The organism is Nocardioides sp., assembly GCF_014360585.1.
In the GTDB taxonomy this organism is placed as follows: domain Bacteria; phylum Actinomycetota; class Actinomycetes; order Propionibacteriales; family Nocardioidaceae; genus Nocardioides.
This window is the reverse complement of the sequence record NZ_JACIXG010000014.1, coordinates 26,139-43,962: the sequence shown is the minus strand read 5'-3', so window position 1 is coordinate 43,962 and position 17,824 is coordinate 26,139. Positions and strand designations below refer to the sequence as shown.

The 17,824-nt window shown below is 67.7% G+C and carries 16 protein-coding genes and 1 pseudogene; 8 read left to right on the top strand and 9 right to left on the bottom strand.

Annotated elements, in window-relative coordinates:
• Window positions 1–177: 177 nt before the first annotated feature.
• Window positions 178–945 (bottom strand): transcriptional repressor LexA, encoded by a 768-nt coding sequence (gene lexA / locus H5T77_RS07145; RefSeq protein ID WP_292646923.1) that lies wholly within the window; start codon window positions 943–945, stop codon window positions 178–180.
• A gap of 180 nt (window positions 946–1,125) precedes the next feature.
• On the opposite strand from lexA, the gene H5T77_RS07140 reads away from it, so the two are divergent.
• A complete protein-coding gene (locus H5T77_RS07140; RefSeq protein WP_292646920.1) occupies window positions 1,126–1,503 on the top strand; it encodes a LysM peptidoglycan-binding domain-containing protein in 378 nt (125 codons plus the stop codon).
• A gap of 200 nt (window positions 1,504–1,703) precedes the next feature.
• Here H5T77_RS07140 and H5T77_RS07135 read toward each other — a convergent pair whose 3' ends face one another.
• Window positions 1,704–2,573 (bottom strand): hypothetical protein, encoded by an 870-nt coding sequence (locus H5T77_RS07135; protein ID WP_292646918.1) that lies wholly within the window; start codon window positions 2,571–2,573, stop codon window positions 1,704–1,706.
• Window positions 2,574–2,971: 398 nt separating this feature from the next.
• Between H5T77_RS07135 and nrdR the strand changes: the two genes are divergently transcribed.
• The 4 genes from nrdR (at window position 2,972) to H5T77_RS07115 (ending at window position 7,473) form a co-directional block, all read left to right on the top strand.
• Window positions 2,972–3,472 (top strand): transcriptional regulator NrdR, encoded by a 501-nt coding sequence (nrdR, locus tag H5T77_RS07130; RefSeq protein ID WP_292646915.1) that lies wholly within the window; start codon window positions 2,972–2,974, stop codon window positions 3,470–3,472.
• A 189-nt stretch (window positions 3,473–3,661) separates the two neighbouring features.
• Window positions 3,662–6,604 (top strand): vitamin B12-dependent ribonucleotide reductase, encoded by a 2,943-nt coding sequence (locus H5T77_RS07125; RefSeq protein WP_292646913.1) that lies wholly within the window; start codon window positions 3,662–3,664, stop codon window positions 6,602–6,604.
• A gap of 82 nt (window positions 6,605–6,686) precedes the next feature.
• Window positions 6,687–7,046, top strand: a complete 360-nt coding sequence (locus H5T77_RS07120; protein ID WP_292646910.1) for an HIT domain-containing protein — start codon at window positions 6,687–6,689, stop codon at window positions 7,044–7,046.
• Between the two features lie 19 nt (window positions 7,047–7,065).
• The gene (locus H5T77_RS07115; RefSeq protein ID WP_292646908.1) at window positions 7,066–7,473 is read left to right on the top strand and encodes a nuclear transport factor 2 family protein; all 408 of its coding nucleotides are present in this window, start codon (window positions 7,066–7,068) and stop codon (window positions 7,471–7,473) included.
• A gap of 482 nt (window positions 7,474–7,955) precedes the next feature.
• Here H5T77_RS07115 and H5T77_RS25625 read toward each other — a convergent pair.
• The 7 genes and pseudogenes from H5T77_RS25625 to H5T77_RS07080 form a co-directional block, all read right to left on the bottom strand.
• Window positions 7,956–8,282: pseudogene (locus tag H5T77_RS25625) on the bottom strand (hypothetical protein); the annotation flags it as partial.
• A gap of 158 nt (window positions 8,283–8,440) precedes the next feature.
• Window positions 8,441–9,439 carry a hypothetical protein gene (locus H5T77_RS07105; protein ID WP_292646903.1) on the bottom strand — a complete coding sequence of 333 codons (999 nt, stop codon included), beginning with the start codon at window positions 9,437–9,439 and terminating at the stop codon, window positions 8,441–8,443.
• 131 nt (window positions 9,440–9,570) lie between these two features.
• Window positions 9,571–12,291: an HAD-IC family P-type ATPase gene (locus H5T77_RS07100; RefSeq protein WP_292646900.1), complete on the bottom strand. Its 2,721-nt coding sequence runs from the start codon at window positions 12,289–12,291 to the stop codon at window positions 9,571–9,573.
• 104 nt (window positions 12,292–12,395) lie between these two features.
• Window positions 12,396–13,073 carry a universal stress protein gene (locus tag H5T77_RS07095; RefSeq protein ID WP_292646897.1) on the bottom strand — a complete coding sequence of 226 codons (678 nt, stop codon included), beginning with the start codon at window positions 13,071–13,073 and terminating at the stop codon, window positions 12,396–12,398.
• Window positions 13,074–13,236: 163 nt separating this feature from the next.
• The gene (locus H5T77_RS07090) at window positions 13,237–13,407 is read right to left on the bottom strand and encodes a hypothetical protein (protein WP_292646894.1); all 171 of its coding nucleotides are present in this window, start codon (window positions 13,405–13,407) and stop codon (window positions 13,237–13,239) included.
• Window positions 13,408–13,440: 33 nt separating this feature from the next.
• Window positions 13,441–13,575, bottom strand: a complete 135-nt coding sequence (locus H5T77_RS07085; protein WP_292646892.1) for a hypothetical protein — start codon at window positions 13,573–13,575, stop codon at window positions 13,441–13,443.
• An 11-nt stretch (window positions 13,576–13,586) separates the two neighbouring features.
• Window positions 13,587–15,746 (bottom strand): MMPL family transporter, encoded by a 2,160-nt coding sequence (locus H5T77_RS07080; RefSeq protein ID WP_292646890.1) that lies wholly within the window; start codon window positions 15,744–15,746, stop codon window positions 13,587–13,589.
• Between the two features lie 101 nt (window positions 15,747–15,847).
• On the opposite strand from H5T77_RS07080, the gene H5T77_RS07075 reads away from it, so the two are divergent.
• The 3 genes from H5T77_RS07075 to H5T77_RS07065 all read left to right on the top strand — a co-directional run bounded on the left by H5T77_RS07075 (window position 15,848) and on the right by H5T77_RS07065 (window position 17,775).
• Window positions 15,848–16,270, top strand: a complete 423-nt coding sequence (locus H5T77_RS07075; protein WP_292646889.1) for a DUF302 domain-containing protein — start codon at window positions 15,848–15,850, stop codon at window positions 16,268–16,270.
• Window positions 16,254–16,514, top strand: coding sequence for a metal-sensitive transcriptional regulator (locus H5T77_RS07070; RefSeq protein ID WP_045546765.1), 261 nt, complete (start codon window positions 16,254–16,256; stop codon window positions 16,512–16,514). Before H5T77_RS07075 ends, H5T77_RS07070 begins: the two co-directional genes overlap by 17 nt.
• A gap of 103 nt (window positions 16,515–16,617) precedes the next feature.
• Window positions 16,618–17,775: a hypothetical protein gene (locus H5T77_RS07065; protein ID WP_292646880.1), complete on the top strand. Its 1,158-nt coding sequence runs from the start codon at window positions 16,618–16,620 to the stop codon at window positions 17,773–17,775.
• The last annotated feature ends 49 nt before the right edge of the window (window positions 17,776–17,824 follow it).

The window sequence follows — 17,824 nt, the reverse complement described above, 5'->3', positions numbered from 1 at the left end:
GTTACCAGACGTTCGGGAAGGCAGACCAGGGCAGTCTAAGCGCAGAGGGCCGACCCTACACCGGTGAAACGCCTAGACAGGCCGCGAGACGTGAAGGTGGCGCCGGGCGCTGCGGGAGACGACACAGCCGCCGGCCCGGTATGGGCCGGCGGCTGGATCACACGCAGTATTCAGGTCTCAGAGGCTACGCAGAACAGCCGTCACCTTGCCGAGGATCGTCGCGTGGGTGCCGTCGATCGGCTCGTACGCAGCGTTGTGCGGCAGCAGCCACACCTTGCCGTCCTTGCGGGAGAGCGTCTTGACGGTCGCCTCGCCGTCGATCAGCGCGGCCACGATCTCGCCGTTCTCCGCGGTCGGCTGCTGGCGCACGACCACGAAGTCGCCGTCGCAGATGGCGGCGTCGACCATCGAGTCACCGGAGACCGAGAGCAGGAAGAGGTCGCCGTTGCCGACCAGCTGCTTGGGCAGCGGGAAGACGTCCTCGACGCTCTGCTGGCTCGACGTCTCCTCGGCCAGGATCGGGCCACCGGCCGCGATCCGACCGACCAGGGGGACCATCGTGGCGTCGGGGTTGGGGTTGACGGCGGCCTCGGCGGCGATCGTCGTCTCGGGCTCCTCGCCGGACATGGCCTTGCGGTGAGCCATCACCTCGGGGAGGAACACCTCGAGGGCGCGGGGTCGCTTCGGGTCCTTGCGGATCAGGCCACGCTGCTCCAACGCGCGGAGCTGGTGGGCGACGCTGCTGGTGCTGGTCAGCCCGACCGCGGCGCCGATCTCGCGCATGCTGGGCGGGTAGCCGCGCTGCTCGATGCTGTCGCGCAGGTGCGCGAGGATGCGCTGCTGACGCGGCGTGAGCCCGGTCGCGTCCGGCGGCCCGTCGGGGAGCTCGCGGACGCGGCTCTTCTTCGAACCGCCTGATCCGGTGCCTGTCTTCTGCGTGGTCATGTCATCACATTAGTCCCTCTGGCCCCACTACTTCAAACATCTGTTCGATCTCATCTGCGATGCGTGTCGGCGCTCGAAAATTCTTGGGCGCGCCACTTGCGTTGTTCGAACACGTGATCTAACTTCGAACATGTGCTCGATCGAACACGTGATCGAGAGACTTGTGAACTGGAGGCCGTGATGAGTGCAACCGTCTATGTGCTGCCCGTAGCCGAACCGCCCCGTCCTGTGCGTGAGGAGCGCCGCTCGACGGTGCGGCTCACCCGGCGAGGGCGGGTCGTCGTGTTCGTGTTCGCGTTGGTCGTGCTCTTCGGGATCGCGTTGATCGGGGCGAAGGTGGCGTTCGCGGTGGAGAACGGTGCCGAAAAAAGCTCCGGCTCCGCCGCTCACACGATGGTCGTCGGTGATGGCGACACGCTCTGGGACATCTCCGCGAAGGCCGTCATCGGCACCGATGCTTCGATTCGGGAGATGGAGCAGACGATCAAGGAGCTCAACGGCCTCGAGTCCTCGATGCTCCTGTCTGGGCAGACCCTGATCGTCCCGACCGCGCCATAGCGCTCAAAGATGTCCGGCTGCTCCTTCGAGACGACTGAGCGAGGTCGAGCGGCGAGCTTGCTCGTCCGCTCGCGCCGAGCGAGGGAGTCAGCCCGCGCAGCGGGCACCCTGGCAGCCGGCAACCGGGGAAAGTGAGAGTGCTGCAGACGATGGGAAGCGTCTGCAGCACTCTCGCTGTTTCGGGGCCTGCTTCTTCGGGGTCAGTGACGTCCGCGGTAGGGGCTGTCCGGCTCGGCCGGCGGCCACTGCTTGTTGCGGACGCCGTGTCGCGGCGGCCACTCGTCGTCCGGCTGCTCGGCCGGGTCCTGGGGATGCTGCTGGGCGGGCATCGCCTGGGTCGCGGCGGGATCCTGGGTCAGTCGAGCCCGAGAGCCGGTCTGGCCATAGCTGATCGGCGCCTGGTAGGAGCCGGACTGATACTGCGGCGATCCGGCCTGCTGGGTGGGGTAGCCGTCGGTGGTGTATCCCGGCGATGCGTACCCCGGGGTGCTCTGTGGTGTCGAGGTCGGCGTCGTGGGGTTGGAGTAGTAGGGCTGTGGGGTAGGCGGAGGGCTGGTCGGCGGTTGGTAGGCCGATGCGCCGTAGGCGGCCCGGCTGCCGGTGTTGCCGTAGCCCTGATCGTCTCCGGGGTAGCCGTATGGCGACTGGGAACCCGTGTCGGTGTAGGCCGAGCGACTCCCGGTGCCGCCGTAGGGCTGCTGCTGGCTCCCGGTGTCGGTGCTGTGCCGGTTGTAGGAGCCGGTGTCCTCGTAGCCGTAGGAGCCGGTGCCGTAGTAGTCCTGCTCCGTGTAGGCCTGGCCCGGATAGTCCTGCTCCTCGACGTAGGCGTTGGAGTGGTTTCCGGCGTAGTCGTCGGCGGGCGGTGGGGTGGGGGAGCCGGTGAGGGCCCGCCAGGCCTTCCCGGCGAAGGTGAAGGTCAGGAAGAGGCAGGCGACTGCGAGGACCGCCGCGATGGCGAGCTTCACCCAGGCGCCGGAATCGCCTCCCCGTGCGTCGGCCCCGAAACCGACGGCGACCCACACCAGCACTCCCCAGATGATCAGGGAGGCCAGTGTCGCGATCGCAGGCAAGATGAATGGTGGCCGGGGACCGCTTCTGGGGCGCGTGCCTCTCCGCGACCCGACGCGATTTCCTCCGGAGATGTTTGTCACGGGGGTCATTCTTACGCATGCAGCCCAGTTCGGCGCCCCCGAACCGGAATCTTTCGGTGTTTGGCCCGGCGACACGCCGTGCAGGCGGGAAACGCGCCCCGCGCTTGCATCGGCTGAGGGGCGGGCGTACGGTTACCACTACATCTAGTAGTTACACGGCTGTAGTTATCCACATCTAGTTCACATGAATCGATGGATGACTCACAGCGATGAGGGTGTTGTTCCACAGGGGTCCACGCTCGTATCCACAGGTTCCACAGGCTCGGGCCGCCGTTGAGACGGCCTGGATCCACAGGCTTCATGAGAGGGGCTCGACCGTGCACTGTCCGTTCTGCCGACACAGCGACACCAAGGTGCTCGACTCCCGTGTGGCCGAGGAGGGCGGCCAGATCCGCCGCCGCCGGGTCTGCCAGGAGTGCGGGAAGCGATTCACGACCGTCGAGCAGATGCAGCTGATGGTGGCCAAGCGCTCCGGCGCCGCGGAGCCGTTCAGCCGCGACAAGGCGGTGCACGGCGTACGCAAGGCGTGCAAGGGCCGCCCGGTCACCGAGGACCAGCTCGCCTGCCTCGGCCAGGAGGTCGAGCAGGCGCTGCGCAGTCAGGGGTTGGCCGAGGTTCCCAGCCACGAGGTGGGGCTGGCGATCCTCGCGCCGCTGCGCGAGCTCGACGAGGTGGCCTATCTGCGCTTCGCCAGCGTCTACCGGGCCTTCGGGTCGGCGGACGACTTCGAGCGTGAGATCCAGATGCTGCGTACGGAACGGGAAGTCCAGGACTTCGAGGCACAACATCCGGTCGAGGCCCCGGTGGGCACCGACTAGATCCCACGGCCATTTGAATCGAGATGGCACACAGACCGGCCCGGGCAGGCCGTGGGGAAGCGACCTGTCCGGGCCATCCAGCACGACTCGGAACAGAAGTACGAAGCCCGAACGGGCGCAACAGGAGACTCCACCATCAGCACCGACCAGCAGCACGGCACAGCGATCGATGACAACAGGGGGAAAGAAATGACAGACACGGCAGCAGAGGCACAGGCGTCGACGAAGGCGGGCGCCGGGCTGAAGATCGAGCGGATCTTCAGCACCGAGGGCGTCCACCCGTACGACGAGATCACCTGGGAGCGACGCGACGTCGTCCAGAAGAACTGGAAGACCGGCGCGACCGTCTTCGAGCAGACCGGCGTGGAGTTCCCCGACTTCTGGTCGATCAACGCCTCGACGATCGTGACGACCAAGTACTTCCGCGGTGCGCTCGGCACGGAGAAGCGTGAGCAGAGCCTGAAGCAGCTGATCGACCGGGTCGTGAACACCTACGTCGCCTCCGGCAAGGAGAACGGCTACTTCGCCTCGGACGCCGCCGCCGACCTCTTCGGTCGCGAGCTCACCTGGCTGCTGGTCCACCAGCACTTCGCGTTCAACTCGCCGGTCTGGTTCAACGTCGGCACCGAGTCCCCCCAGCAGGTCTCTGCCTGCTTCATCCTCTCGGTCGACGACTCCATGGACTCGATCCTGAACTGGTACAAGGAGGAGGGCCTGATCTTCAAGGGCGGCTCCGGTGCCGGTCTCAACCTCTCCCGCATCCGCTCCTCCAAGGAGCTGCTGAAGTCCTCCGGCGGCACCGCCTCCGGCCCGGTCTCCTTCATGCGTGGCGCCGACGCGTCCGCCGGCACCATCAAGTCCGGTGGCGCCACCCGTCGTGCGGCGAAGATGGTCGTGCTCGACGTCGACCACCCCGACATCGAGGAGTTCGTCGAGACCAAGGCGCGCGAGGAGGACAAGATCCGCGCGCTGCGCGACGCCGGCTTCGACATGGACCTGGGCGGCAAGGACATCTCGTCCGTGCAGTACCAGAACGCCAACAACTCCGTGCGCGTCTCCGACGAGTTCATGCGCGCTGTCGAGGAGGGCAAGAAGTTCGGCCTCCGCGCCCGCACCACCGGTGAGGTCATCGAGGAGATCGACGCCCGCGAGCTGTTCCGCAAGATCTCGATCGCCGCGTGGGAGTGTGCCGACCCGGGTCTGCAGTACGACGACACCATCAACGACTGGCACACCAACCCGGAGACGGGCCGGATCACCGGCTCCAACCCGTGCTCGGAGTACATGTCGCTGGACAACTCCTCCTGCAACCTGGCGTCGCTGAACCTGCTGAAGTTCCTCAAGGACGACGACACCTTCGACGCCGTGCGCTTCGAGCAGGCCTGCGAGGTCGTCTTCACCGCGATGGACATCTCCATCTGCTTCGCCGACTTCCCGACCGAGGCGATCGGCCAGACCACCCGCGACTACCGCCAGCTCGGCATCGGGTACGCCAACCTCGGCGCGCTGCTGATGGCGATGGGTCTCGGCTACGACTCCGAGGGTGGCCGCACCATGGCTGCCGCCATCACCTCGCTGATGACCGGCGCCGGCTACAAGCGCTCGGCCGAGCTGGCCGGGGTCGTCGGTCCGTACGCCGGCTACGCCCGCAACGCCGAGGCTCACCTGCGGGTCATGCGCAAGCACCAGGCCGCCAACGACGCGGTCCGCTCGATCAACCCGGTCGACCGCAACATCATCGACGCGGCGACCAAGGTGTGGGCCGACGTCATCGAGGTCGGCCGGGTCAACGGCTTCCGCAACGCCCAGGCCTCGCTGCTCGCGCCGACCGGCACCATCGGCTTCATGATGGACTGCGACACCACCGGCATCGAGCCCGACTTCTCGCTGGTCAAGTTCAAGAAGCTCGTCGGTGGCGGTTCGATGCAGATCGTCAACCAGGTGATCCCGCGGGCGCTGAAGAAGATGGGCTACCAGCCCGAGCAGATCGAGGCGATCGTCGACTACATCGCCGAGCACGGCCACGTCATCGACGCGCCGGGCCTGCGCCAGGAGCACTACGAGGTCTTCGACACCGCGATGGGCAAGCGCGCGCTGAAGCCGATGGGCCACGTACGCATGATGGCCGCGACGCAGCCGTTCCTCTCCGGGGCGATCTCCAAGACCGTCAACCTGCCCGAGACCGCGACGGTCGAGGAGATCGAGCAGGTCTACATGGAGTCGTGGAAGCTGGGCCTGAAGGCCACCGCGATCTACCGCGACAACTGCAAGGTCGGCCAGCCGCTGGCCGACGGCAAGTCGGAGGGCGCCAAGAAGGACCAGGGTCTCTCCACTGCCGTTGCGGAGGCCGCGGAGGCGGTTGCCGCCGAGGTCGAGCCCGAGGTCATCGAGAAGATCATCGAGAAGATCGTCTACGCGCCGACCCGCAAGCGTCTGCCGAAGTCGCGCGTCTCGCGCACCACCTCCTTCACCGTCGGTGGCGCCGAGGGCTACATGACCTCCGGTGCCCACGCCGACGGCGAGCTCGGTGAGGTCTTCCTCAAGCTCGGCAAGCAGGGCTCGACCCTGGCCGGTGTCATGGACGCCTTCTCCATCGCGGTGTCCGTCGGCCTTCAGTACGGCGTGCCGCTGGAGACCTACGTCTCCAAGTTCACCAACCTGAAGTTCGAGCCCGCCGGTCTGACCGACGACCCGGACGTACGCATGGCGCAGTCCCTCATGGACTACGTCTTCCGCCGGCTGGCGCTGGACTACATGTCCTTCGAGGACCGCTCGGCTCTCGGCATCTACTCCGCCGACGAGCGTCAGCGCTACCTCGAGACCGGCTCGTACGAGCCGCTCGGCAACGGCGGCACCACCGCCGCCGAGCTCGTCCAGAAGCCTGCTCGGGAGCGCAAGGCCGCCCCGGAGGCGAAGTCCGAGGTCGTCGACGCCGACATCAAGGAGGAGACCCCCGCCGAGGAGGCTCCGAAGGGTGAGGCCAAGGCCGCACACACCACCGCCGAGCTGCTCGAGTCGATCAGCGGCATGGCCATCGACAGCCCGCTCTGCTTCACCTGCGGCACCAAGATGCGCCCCGCCGGCTCCTGCTACGTCTGCGAGGGCTGCGGCTCGACCTCCGGTTGCAGCTGAGTCTGAGTGAGTAGTTCCGGTCCCGCACCCGAGTTTCTGGGTGCGGGACCGGCTGGTTTTCGGGAACCCTAGGGTTGCGCGAATGGAGCCGACGAGCGCTGGATCCGGATATCGCGGGGACGACTTCTATTGCGACGTTGCGATCTCGCACCCCGACCGGCTGGACGTGGTTCATGAAGATTCGCGGGTGCTGGCGTTCCATCACACCCGACCGTTCTGGGCGGTTCACGTCGTCGTCGTTCCCAAGCGCCACATCTCGTCGCTGACGACCGTGACTGCCGCAGACGAGGCGGACATCCGGGCCTTGCTTGCCACGGTGCAGTCCGTCGCGCGTGATGTCGAGTCGAAGCACGGTGCCGCAGCGGTCCTCACCAACCTAGGCGCGTACCAAGACTCGAAGCACCTCCACATCCACGTCCACAGCGGGAACCGCGTCACCTAGGGGTGACGTGGGAGTCCTGGTGTCACTGGGTGACCTCAGGACTCCCACGTCGCCCTCAAATACGATGCGGTTCATGAGTGACGAGGACTTGGCTGAGGTGATGGAGCGCGAGCGTGAGTTGCAGACTGCGGCGGTTCGCGCGGACAAGGAACGACTCACCGAGCTCTTGGCTCCGGACTTCGAGGAGATCGGTGCCTCGGGACGAGTGTGGGACTTCGAGTCGATTCTCGAAATGCTGTTGGACGAGGACGACGAGACCTCGGACATCGAGGTGCACGAACTCACTGGGCGTGCGATCGCTGACGACGTGGTGATCTTGCGGTGGCAGTCGGTCAGGGGTGATCGCCGGGTCCACCGGACCTCTCTCTGGCGACGACGTCCCGAAGGCTGGCGCCTGGTGCACCACCAAGGAACGCCCGCCCTCTGACCCCGACACGACGTGAGAGAAACAGGCCGACGACGTGGGAGCCCCGGTGTCGCAGGTTGCCCCTCAGACTCCGATGTCAGCTCTGGTAGGTGGACGTAGCTGTCGCGGGTCCAGCCGGCGGCGTCCAGGACGAAGCGGAGGAGGACGGAGTCGCCTGCGCCGATGAGTTCGGGGTCCAGGTCGGTTGTCTTCGAGGTGCCCAGGCCTGGGACGTACGCATCGAGAGCACCTCTGCGCCGCGCCTCGGTCATGGGTGGTCCGGCGACGGTGATGACCTCGTCGCCGAGCGGCACCCCGGTGACTCGGCCGGATCCGATCTGGCGGCCGGTGACTCTCCGGGCCGTCTCACCGGCGGTCCTCACCGTTTGCTGATCGAGGACCGCGCCGAGGGCGACGCGAGGCCGATGCGTGGTTCCTGCGAGTGCGCGAGCCACGGCGTTGTGGCAGGCGATGTGATCGGGATGGCCGGTCAGTCCATCGGGGCCGACGGTGAGAAGGACATCGGGTCGCAGGGCGTCGATCGCATCGACGACGGGCGCGGCAAGCGTGCTGGTGTCGGCACGGGCGATCGTCCGTTCGGGGGCGTGCGGTGTATCCGTCCAGTGCCCGGGTTCCGTCAGGTAGTCCCAGGTGTCGAAGCGGAGGAGAGCCGTCGATGCCGCGAGCCGTCGTTCCTTGCGCCGGCGGGCGGCTGTCAGACCTGCCGGGGAGAGGTCGCTGTCTCGGCCCTCGCCGCCGGTGAAGATGCGTAGATGGACCGTGGCTCCGGCAGCCGCGGCCGCAACCGTCGCGGCAGCGGTCGCGAACACCTCGTCGTCAGGATGGGCGTGAACGACGAGCACGACCGCATCACCCAGCCCACCCAGCCCACCCAGCCCCAAACCCCAGCTCACAGCGCACGACGATACGAAGCCCAGGCGGCAACGCGGGAGTCCTGGTGTCACTGGGTGACCTCAGGACTCCCAGGTCACATCCAGCTCCCCAAGCTGCACTCGTCTCCGCAGCTTTTCGGAGCCTTCTTCCAGCCGCGTTGGTGCAGCAGCTGGGAGACTCTGGCGGCGGTGCGGCACTGAGTGTCGAACACCTGGGGCCAGCGGACCCGGGCGGTCAGCCTGCCGCCCAGCGCCAGGTCGTCGAGGTCGCGGTCGGCGTCGCGGCCCTGGGCTCTCCAGGACTCGTGGTTGAGGCGACCGTCGAGCTCGACGACGAGGCCGTACGCCTCGTACTCGACGTCCCGGAACTCTCGGCCGTTCGGCGTCATGCGCTCGCTCTGGCGGGTGCCCGTCGGCAGACCGTGGGCGCGTTCGACACGGGTGAGGTAGGCGTGCTCGAGGACCGAGCACGTGCCGGCGTCGACGTCGGCCAGCAGATCGCCGATGAAGCTGCGGCGGGGGAGTCTCGGGTGGCGCTTCAGGGCGGCGCGTACGGCATTGGTGGTCACTCCGCGGCGGCCGATGACGTCTGTGAGGAGCCCGATCACATCCATCTCGGAGGTTGCCGCTCGCGCCTGGAGGAGTGCGTTGTCCTCGAGCTTGAGCCGGGGTGGGCGCTCGGCGGCGAAGATCTGGCGGGAGAGGCCGACCGTACGGTGGACGACGATGCCAGGTGGCGGGTCAAGGCGACGGGCGTGCTCGATGGCTACGTGGATGGGATCATCGGCGTCATCGGTGCGTTTCGGCTCCAGGACGGACGGGCCGCACAACGCCGCCGGCTCCGCGTAGAGCACGGCGGCCCAGGCTCGTTGGCGCCAGGTGAGCGGGCCGGTGTGGGTGACGTAGACGCCGCGGTGCGCTGCCTGCATCTCGCGGCGTCGGATCGCGCGGCGGATGTCGTTGGGCGTGTAGCCGCCCAGGATGAGCTGGGCGCGGCTGGCCACGCCGTCCTGCAGCTCGAGCTCACGAGCAGCCCACATGCGCCGCGCCGCGAGATCGTGAGCGGCGCGCTCGGCATCGATGTCGGCGTGCATGGATCTGGTCTGCTTCCCGACGTGGGAGTTCTGGAGTCGCTGGGTGACCTCCGGGATCCCACGTCGCCGTTGATATCTCTCTCTAGACGATAGGAGGGAGCACCGACAGTTGTGCCTGGTCACGCTCGGACTCATCGGCTCGGGGCTCGCGACCGGTCTCGGCGCAGCCACTTGTCCACGGCGACCACGAGGCTGGCGGCCACCGCGATCGCGAAGATCCGCAGCCATGTGTCCCACCCGATCGGCGCGGTGTGGAAGATCGAGTTCATGGCGGGCAGATAGGTCAGCGCGAGCTGCCCGACCGCCTGGGTGGCGACGCCGACGATGACCCAGCGGTTGGAGAAGAGGCCGATGCGCCACGCGGACTGGGTGAAAGATCGGCAGCTGAAGAGGTAGAAGGCCTCGACCACGACGAACAGGTTCACCGCGGCGGTCCGCGCCTCGGCCAAGTCCGCGCCGCGGGCCTGCTCCCACTCGAACAGCCACCAGGATCCTGCGACCAACAGTGCGGAGACGAGGAGGATCTGCGTCACCAGTCTGCTGGTCAGCAGCGGCTGGTCGGGGTCGCGAGGCGGCCGGGTCATGATGCCGGCTTCCTTCGGCTCGAAGGCCAGCATCAGACCGAGGGCGACCGCGGTGGTCATGTTGATCCACAGGATCTGGGTAGGCAGGATCGGCAAGGCCGCGCCGGCCAAGATCGCGGCCAGGATGACTAGCCCCTCAGCGATGTTGGTGGGCAGAGTCCAGGTGATGAACTTGGTGAGGTTGTCGAAGACACCACGGCCCTCCTCGACGGCTGCCTCGACGGTGGCGAAGTCGTCGTCGGTGAGGATCATGTCGGCGGCGTCCTTGGCGACCTCGGTGCCGGTCTGGCCCATGGCCACACCGATCCCGGCCTGGCGTAGCGCCGGTGCGTCGTTGACGCCGTCGCCGGTCATCGCGACGACCTGCCCCCTGGCCTGGAGCGATTCGACCAGGCGGAGCTTCTGCTCGGGCGAGACGCGAGCGAACACGCTGGCCCGGTCGACCGCGTCCGGCAGCTCGGCGGCGGGAAGTGCAGCCAGATCGGCACCGGTCAGCACCGAACCGGAGACTGGCTCGTGGCCGCCGAGCACTCCCACCTGTGCGGCGATGGCGGCGGCGGTGGCGGCATGGTCACCGGTGATCATCTTGACCGCGATCCCGGCTCCGTGACAGGCGGCGACCGCGGCAGCGGCAGCGACCCGCGGCGGGTCGAGCATGGCCTGCAGTCCGGTCAAGGTGAGTTCCGGGCGCAACCCGCCCTCGTCGAACCGTCCGGGATCCAGCGCCTCGGCCCCGTCGACCGCCCACATCGCGGTCGCCAGCACCCGGAGCCCCTGCCCGGCAAGGTCGTCGGCGGCCCGTAGCACCGCGCCGCGGTCCAGGGGTCGGCCGGTGCCGTCGGTGCTCATCTGATCGCGGCACAGCTCGAGGATGCGCTCGACCGCGCCCTTCACGAGCACGACCTGTGGCGTGGCGAACCAGCTTGCCTCGCTTCTCCTGGTGATGTCTTCGTGGAGAGTCGCCATGTACTGGCGCTCGGAGCCGAACGGGATCGTCGCCACTCGGCGGAGCCGGCCGGACACATCGTCGACACCGATGCCTGCCTTGGCCGCGACGACCAGCAACGCAGCCTCCGTGGGGTCGCCGATGATGGACCATCCGTCGTCACGCTGCGTGAGTGTCGCGTCGTTGCATCCGACGCCCGCTACCAGCGACCAGCAGAGTGCCGGGTCGGCTTCCAACGACGCTGGCCGACCGTCGGCGTCGTGCACCTCTCCGGTGATGTCATAGCCGGAGCCCGTGACGTCGTAGCGACCGTTCGGCGTCCACACGGCGCGTACGGTCATCTTGTTCTCGGTGAGGGTGCCGGTCTTGTCCGAGCAGATCACGGTGGTGCTGCCGAGCGTCTCGACCGCGGGGAGTCTGCGGATCACCGCGCGGCGCCGCGCCATCCGGGACACCCCGATGGCCAACGTGATGGTGACCGCCGCCGGGAGCCCCTCGGGGATCGCCCCGACAGCAAGCGCGATCGCGGCGGTGAAGGTCTCGGTCGCGTCCTGACCGCGGAGAACGCCGACGGCGAAGGTGGCCGCGGCCAGTCCGAGAATGACGATGGTGAGGGTCTTGCTGAAGGCGGCGAGCTTCTTGGTCAGCGGGGTCGCCAACGTCTCCGCTGCTCCGACGAGCCGATGAATCTCACCCAGCTCGGTCCCAGCGCCGGTGGCGACAACGATCCCCGCTCCGTTTCCAGTGGTGACCAGGGTGCCCGAGTAGGCCATGTTGTGACGATCGGCGACCGGTATCGCACCTGGAAGCGCGACCGCGTCCTTGGTGACCGGGACAGACTCGCCCGTCAGCGCGGACTCGTCGATCCGCAGCTCAGCCAGGCGGATGAGCCGTACATCAGCGGGCACCTTGTCGCCGGCTTCGAGAATCACGAGGTCGCCGGGAACCAGCTCAGCGGAGACAACGGTCTGCTCATGGCCATCGCGGATGACCCGGGCGTTCGTCTGAACCATCGTGCGAAGAGCATCAAGGGCTCCCTCGGCCTTGGACTCCTGGATGAAGCCGACCAACGCATTGACCAGCACGACTCCGAGGATCACGGCCGAATCGACGTACTCCCGCAGCCCGGCGGTGATGGCCGCAGCTGCGAGAAGGACGTAGATCAACGGATGGTGAAACTGCCGCAAGATCCGTCGAACGAGCCCGGCGCCCTTGGCTGAGGGCAGGTCGTTCGGCCCGAAGCGCGCGAGCCGTTCCTCGGCCTCCTGGCCGGTCAACCCACGATGCGGGTCGCTCTCCAGCAGCAGCACCACTTCATGCACCGCCAGACTGTGATGGTCGGTCGCGCTCGAAGACCGTGACATCGCGGCGGCCGGTAGGTGGTCATCATGACCTTGGCGGTCGGCTCGCGTGGACAGTGGGCTACTCATCCTCGAGTCCGCGCGGATGTCTCGGTGAGGGTCCTTGAGACGGAGGTCGACGACACGGGTTCGACCACGAGCACCGGCAGGTGCGCATGGCGCACCAAGTCCGAGGAGACACTGCCGAGCAGGTGAGGAGACAGTCCGCGACCGCGACGCCCGACCACGACCAGGTCCATGTTCTGTTCCTCGGCGAACCGTCGCAAGGCCTCACCGGGCGGTCCGGCCAGCACCTCGAACCTCACCTCAGCGCAGGCTTCTCCGGCGGCAGCGGCGGCAGCGGCCAACCGCGCGGTCGCCGCCGCGAACTCCGGCCGGGTGTCGTCTTCGCCCGCTTCGAACCACACGACCTCCGCCAACATGAGTAGTTCGCACCGAGAGCCGAGAAGGTCGATCGTCCGGGTCAGGGCCTGTTTCGACTCCGGGGAGCCGTCCAGCCCGATCAGCACTCTCGGCCGGCTCGCGGAATCGTCGTGTCGCTCCGAGAGCCCGCCGAGGCTCGAGGCGGCCAGTCGGGGAAGCCGCTCGACCCGTTCCAGTGCGATCGGGACGAAGATCGGGCCGAGAGCCACCGCGATGGCCACCCATCGAGGATCGTGTCCGTGACGCACCATCCACAGCCCCACGACGAGTCCGAGCAGCACCCAGCCCGCGGCGACGATCACTATCGCAATTGGATCCATAGCATCACGCTCGCTGAGGCGCGGCGCTGTTGGCAGGGTCTAGGTGCCCTCCTGTTCGGGGCCAAGGTCCAACCCTGAGAAGGGGCCGGCCGCAGTGACTCCTTGACGAGTCTCGCCGGCAGATGCCTGGACCGCAGGTCCCGGAGCGGCCCCTTCGGGTTCGTCAGTGGCCGAGGATCCGGCTCAGCCAGGTGCCGTTGGGGTCCTTGGGATCGGCGGAATGGCCGGGGCACCACTGCCCGGCGGGTACGGAGGCCTTGACGGTGGCGACGTGCCGGCCGCAGCCGGCCCAGGTGGTCTTCTTGCACTTCTTGCAGCGGACGGAGCGACACATTGTTCGGTTCCTGCTCTGTAGATCTGTCGGTGGTCAGGCGGGAGGTTCGCCGGCGTCGAGGGCGTCGTCGACGCCGATGGCGAAGGCGATCAGCTCCTTGTGGAGCGGCCCCAGGTCGCGCAGGACGCTCTTGCCGTGGGGTGAGCCGGGTTCGGTCGTGGTGGTCATGATGATCCCTTTCAGTTGTGGGAGAAGGTGATGTTGGGCAGTACGCGGCGCAACCAGGCCGGGGTGGCCCAGGCGGCGCGGCCGGCGACGCGGAGCATCACCGGAAGCAGGATGAGACGGACCAGGAAGGCGTCGAGCAGCACGGCGACGCCGAGGATCACGCCCATCTCCTTGGGTGGCAGCGGGCCTGACAGGGCGAAGGTGAAGAACACCGCCACCATGACGCCGCCAGCGGCGAAGATGACCCGCCCGGAGTGGGCGACCGCGCCGACCATCGCCTCGTGTGGGTCACCGGACTTCTCCCAGTGCTCCTTCGCGGAGGCGAGGAGGAAGACGGTGTAGTCCATCGCGATCGCGAAGATCATCGCGAAGAAGAAGACCGGCGCCCAGGCGTCCAGGAAGCCTTGCGGCTCGAATCCGAGGAACCCGGAGCCGTGTCCGTCCTGGAAGATCAGGCGAGCGACCCCGAACGCCGCGGCGGTCGACAACAGACTGACCAGGGTGCCGAGCAGCGAGATCAGTGGGGCCTGAAGAGCCACGAGCAGCAGCAGGAAGCCGAGCACCAGGACGACGCCGATCACCAGCGGAGTGGTGGTGTCGAGCTGGGTCTTCAGGTCGAGGTTCTCGACCGCCGCGCCACCGACCAGGGCAGAGTCCGGCAGACCGGAGCGGAGCCGGTCGACGGTGTCGGAGAGGCTGGGGTCGGAGGGGTCGACCGTCGGCACCGCCTGGATCAGGCGGTAGTCGGTGCCGTCCGCAGCCGGCGCCGTCGGCATGACGGCCTCGATGCCATCGTCGTCGGTCAGGATCTGCGATGCATCCTCGGCGTCACGCTTGTCGACGACGATCTGGAGCATGCCCGGTGCACCTTCGCCGAAGGCGTCCTGGACCTGGTCGTAGCCGACGCGAGCGCTGGCATCCTCGGGTAGAACCTTGATCGACGGCATCGCGGTCTTCAGGCCGAGAACGGGTGCGGCGAGCACGACCAGCACGATGAGCGAGCCCAGGCCCCAGACCACGGGGCGTCGCCACAGTCGCTCGCCCCAGGAGGCGAAGACGGGGGAGCGGTGCTCCCCGACCTTGACCCAGGGCAGTGAGAACTTGTTGATCTTCTGATCGAGGGCAACCAGAACCAGCGGGAGCAAGGTCAGGGTCGCGGCGAGCACGAAGACGACCGAGAGCATGATGCCGCCGGCCATTGAGCGGAACGAGGGTGAGGGAACCAGCATCACCGCTGACAGCGAGACCAGCACCGTCGCGCCGGAGAGCAGAACCGCCTTGCCGGCGGTGTCCATGGTCTCGGCGATCGCCGCACGCGCGGAGCTGTGGTGTCCCATCCGGGCGGCGCGGTATCGGGCCACGAGGAAGAGCGCGTAGTCGATGCCCAGGGCCAGCGAGAACATCATCGCGAAGTTCATCGCCCAGATCGAGACCGGAACCAGCTCGTTGATCAGCACCAGCGAGCCCGCGGAGGCGACCAGCCCGGCGAGGGTCAGGACGAGCGGAAGTCCGGCGGCGACCAAGGCACCGAAGGCGAGTACGAGGATCGCGAGCGTGACGGGCCACGACATCATCTCCGAGGTCAGCATCGCCTCCAGGTTGGCCTCGTTGAAGTCCGACCACAGCAGCGAGGAGCCCGTGGGGTTGACCTGCACGGTGTCGGTGGAGAGACCTTGGAGCTCTTCCTTGAGATCGGTGGCAACGCGCACCATCTCGTTGGTGTCCACGCCGGCGCCGGCCAGCACCACCGCCGTGGCGCCGTCCTGGGACAGGCTCGCCCCGGGCATCGGAGCGATCACCTCATCCAGCCGCGGCTCGTCCTGAAGGATCTGGGTCACCTCTGCCAGCACCTCCCGGCCCTCACCGTCCTGGAGCGACCCGTCGGTGCTGTGGACGACCACCTGGATCGCATGGCTGGCGTTGCCACCGAAGTGTTCCTGCGCGAGCTCGCGAACCGCCACCGACTCCGACCCGTCGGCCTGCCAGCCGGCGCCAGAGAGGTTCTTCTCCACCGCCGGCGCGAAGACGCCCAGCCCGATCACCACCAGCACCCAGCCGATGGTGACCAGGCGTCGGTGATCGGTCACCCACACTCCCAGTCGACCCAGTGGGCCAGGACGCGTGAGCGGCGCGGTCGCCGGCGGGCCGGCGGCGTACTTCGTCTGCGGCATTCGTGGTTCCTTTCTAGATCTAACCCCCCAGGGGGATGCTGGAGGACGGTAGCATAACCCCCAGGGGGGTTGTAGAATCGCTGAAAACGAACGGAGAACCGATGAACGACTTCACTCTGAGCGCCACCGTCCCTGCGCCGTACGCGGAGACCTTGGCGCGCGTACGAGACCTCCTCGGCGACGCCGGGTTCGGCGTCCTCACCGAGATCGACCTGGCCGCCACGCTGCACGCCAAGCTCGGCGTGGACATCCCGCAGCAGGTGATCCTCGGAGCCTGCATGCCTCAGCTCGCGCATCGAGCGCTCGAGGCCGACCCGCGGATCGCGACGATGCTGCCGTGCAACGTCGTGGTCGCTGCCGAGGGTGAGGAGACCCGGGTGGAGATCTTCGACCCGGCTGCGATGACCTCGTTCAGCTCGGATGCGGGCGTCGCCGAGGTCGCGGCGGACGCGCGTCAGCGCCTCACCGGCATGCTGGAAGCCCTCACTGGAGAGAAGAAGGACGACGATGCAGCTCGAGCCTGACGAGATCAAGGCCATCATCACCCGACTCAAGCGGGCCAATGGCCACCTGGCGTCCGTGATCCGGATGCTCGAGGAGGGCTCCGAGTGTGAAGACGCGCTGACCCAGCTCGCGGCGGTGAACAAGGCAGTCAGTCGAGGCGGCTACGCGCTGGTCGCCACCGGGCTGGAGAAGTGCCTCGCCGAGGGCGGTCGTGACAGCGTCGACACCAAGAAGATGGAGAAGCTCTTCCTCGCTCTTGCCTGATCGGCGGGCCGATCACTGTCCACAGGCAGGCTTCGGGCCGGAGTTGTCCACAGGTCGGTGATAGGCGCTGGCGGTGCGTACGAATCCGGGGTCTGGTGGTGTCATGCCCAAACGCAAGAAGCACCAGAAGCGACCCGCCTCGAGCAACCGGTTCGGAGACCCGCGGCGGCGGCCGTTCGCCGAGAAGGTCGTCGACAGTCCCTACTGGCCGGCGATGTTCGCGGTCAACGAAGCCGAGGCACGCGGGGACGTGAAGGGCGCCCTGGAGATCATCCGACGGACCAGCGCCCAGCTCGACAAGGAGCAGTTCTGGCATCCGTCGCGTGTCGAGCGGCTGGAGCAGCTGTCGCTGCTGGCCGCGCTCATCCCCAGATGGGCCCACTCGCGATGGATCCTCGCGCAGGCGCTGCAGGGGACCCATCCGCGCAACAAGTGGCGGATGGGGAAGGCGATCAACCTCGCGCTGGACGTCCGCGGTGGGCCCCATCCCGACCGAGACCGGGAGGACGACCGGATCCAGATCCTGGACCGCGACTGGGTCTACCGACAGACCTTCCTCTACGACCTCGGCGGGCTGGAGGCGTTCCTGCGGCACGACGCCTCGGGCGATCTCATCGCCGGCGCCGACCGGATCTGGGAGTGGGCGCGGGCACAGATGCGCGGCTTACGTCTACTGGGGAGGGAGCCGCGACATCTGCACTGGGAGGATCCAGCAACCGGAGAGCGGCTGACCACGATCAACATCGGTGCCGGGTTGCTCGTCGACGACGGCACGTGCGTGATCGGCCGGATCGTGCCGATCGATGAGGGTCTGATGTTCGAGGCGGCGCCGCTGCGTGTGCCCGAGGAGGTGGCGTACGCCGTCGCGGACGAGCCGGAGCGGTGGATCGACGCTCTGCGGGACGTGAGCGGGCGGCCCGATCGCGAGCCGGGGGAGATCTGGACCCATCGCGGGCTGCGCGACTACGGGTTGCTCACCGACATTCCGTACGGGCTGGTCGACCTCGCCATGGATGCGGGCCTGCACGCGTTCCGGCACCCTGACGAGGAGCTCGACGATCTCGATGAGCTGTTCGAACATCCGACCGACTATCCGGCATGTCTGGCCGCATGGCTGGTGCGTCCGGCGACGGTCAACGCGCTCCGTGGGGGTGCGCCGCTGGAGGGTCTTGCTGCGCTCGGTGGCTTCGCCGAGTTCGTCCACGAGCCGGCCGCGAGCCTCATCCGCGACCTGGTCGATCATCACCAGGAGGCCGCCTGACATTCCGCAAGGATCTCTCGCTCGAAGCTGGGGTTTGGCTTAGTTTGGT

What these genes read in the sequence shown, in the direction of transcription:
- lexA (WP_292646923.1), bottom strand. Translation starts at nt 945, where the DNA reads ATGACCACGCAGAAGACAGGCACCGGATCAGGCGGTTCGAAGAAGAGC.
- H5T77_RS07140 (WP_292646920.1), top strand. Translation starts at nt 1,126, where the DNA reads ATGAGTGCAACCGTCTATGTGCTGCCCGTAGCCGAACCGCCCCGTCCT.
- H5T77_RS07125 (WP_292646913.1), top strand. Translation starts at nt 3,662, where the DNA reads ATGACAGACACGGCAGCAGAGGCACAGGCGTCGACGAAGGCGGGCGCC.
- H5T77_RS07120 (WP_292646910.1), top strand. Translation starts at nt 6,687, where the DNA reads ATGGAGCCGACGAGCGCTGGATCCGGATATCGCGGGGACGACTTCTAT.
- H5T77_RS07105 (WP_292646903.1), bottom strand. Translation starts at nt 9,439, where the DNA reads ATGCACGCCGACATCGATGCCGAGCGCGCCGCTCACGATCTCGCGGCG.
- H5T77_RS07095 (WP_292646897.1), bottom strand. Translation starts at nt 13,073, where the DNA reads ATGGATCCAATTGCGATAGTGATCGTCGCCGCGGGCTGGGTGCTGCTC.
- H5T77_RS07090 (WP_292646894.1), bottom strand. Translation starts at nt 13,407, where the DNA reads ATGTGTCGCTCCGTCCGCTGCAAGAAGTGCAAGAAGACCACCTGGGCC.
- H5T77_RS07085 (WP_292646892.1), bottom strand. Translation starts at nt 13,575, where the DNA reads ATGACCACCACGACCGAACCCGGCTCACCCCACGGCAAGAGCGTCCTG.
- H5T77_RS07080 (WP_292646890.1), bottom strand. Translation starts at nt 15,746, where the DNA reads ATGCCGCAGACGAAGTACGCCGCCGGCCCGCCGGCGACCGCGCCGCTC.
- H5T77_RS07075 (WP_292646889.1), top strand. Translation starts at nt 15,848, where the DNA reads ATGAACGACTTCACTCTGAGCGCCACCGTCCCTGCGCCGTACGCGGAG.
- H5T77_RS07070 (WP_045546765.1), top strand. Translation starts at nt 16,254, where the DNA reads ATGCAGCTCGAGCCTGACGAGATCAAGGCCATCATCACCCGACTCAAG.
- H5T77_RS07065 (WP_292646880.1), top strand. Translation starts at nt 16,618, where the DNA reads ATGCCCAAACGCAAGAAGCACCAGAAGCGACCCGCCTCGAGCAACCGG.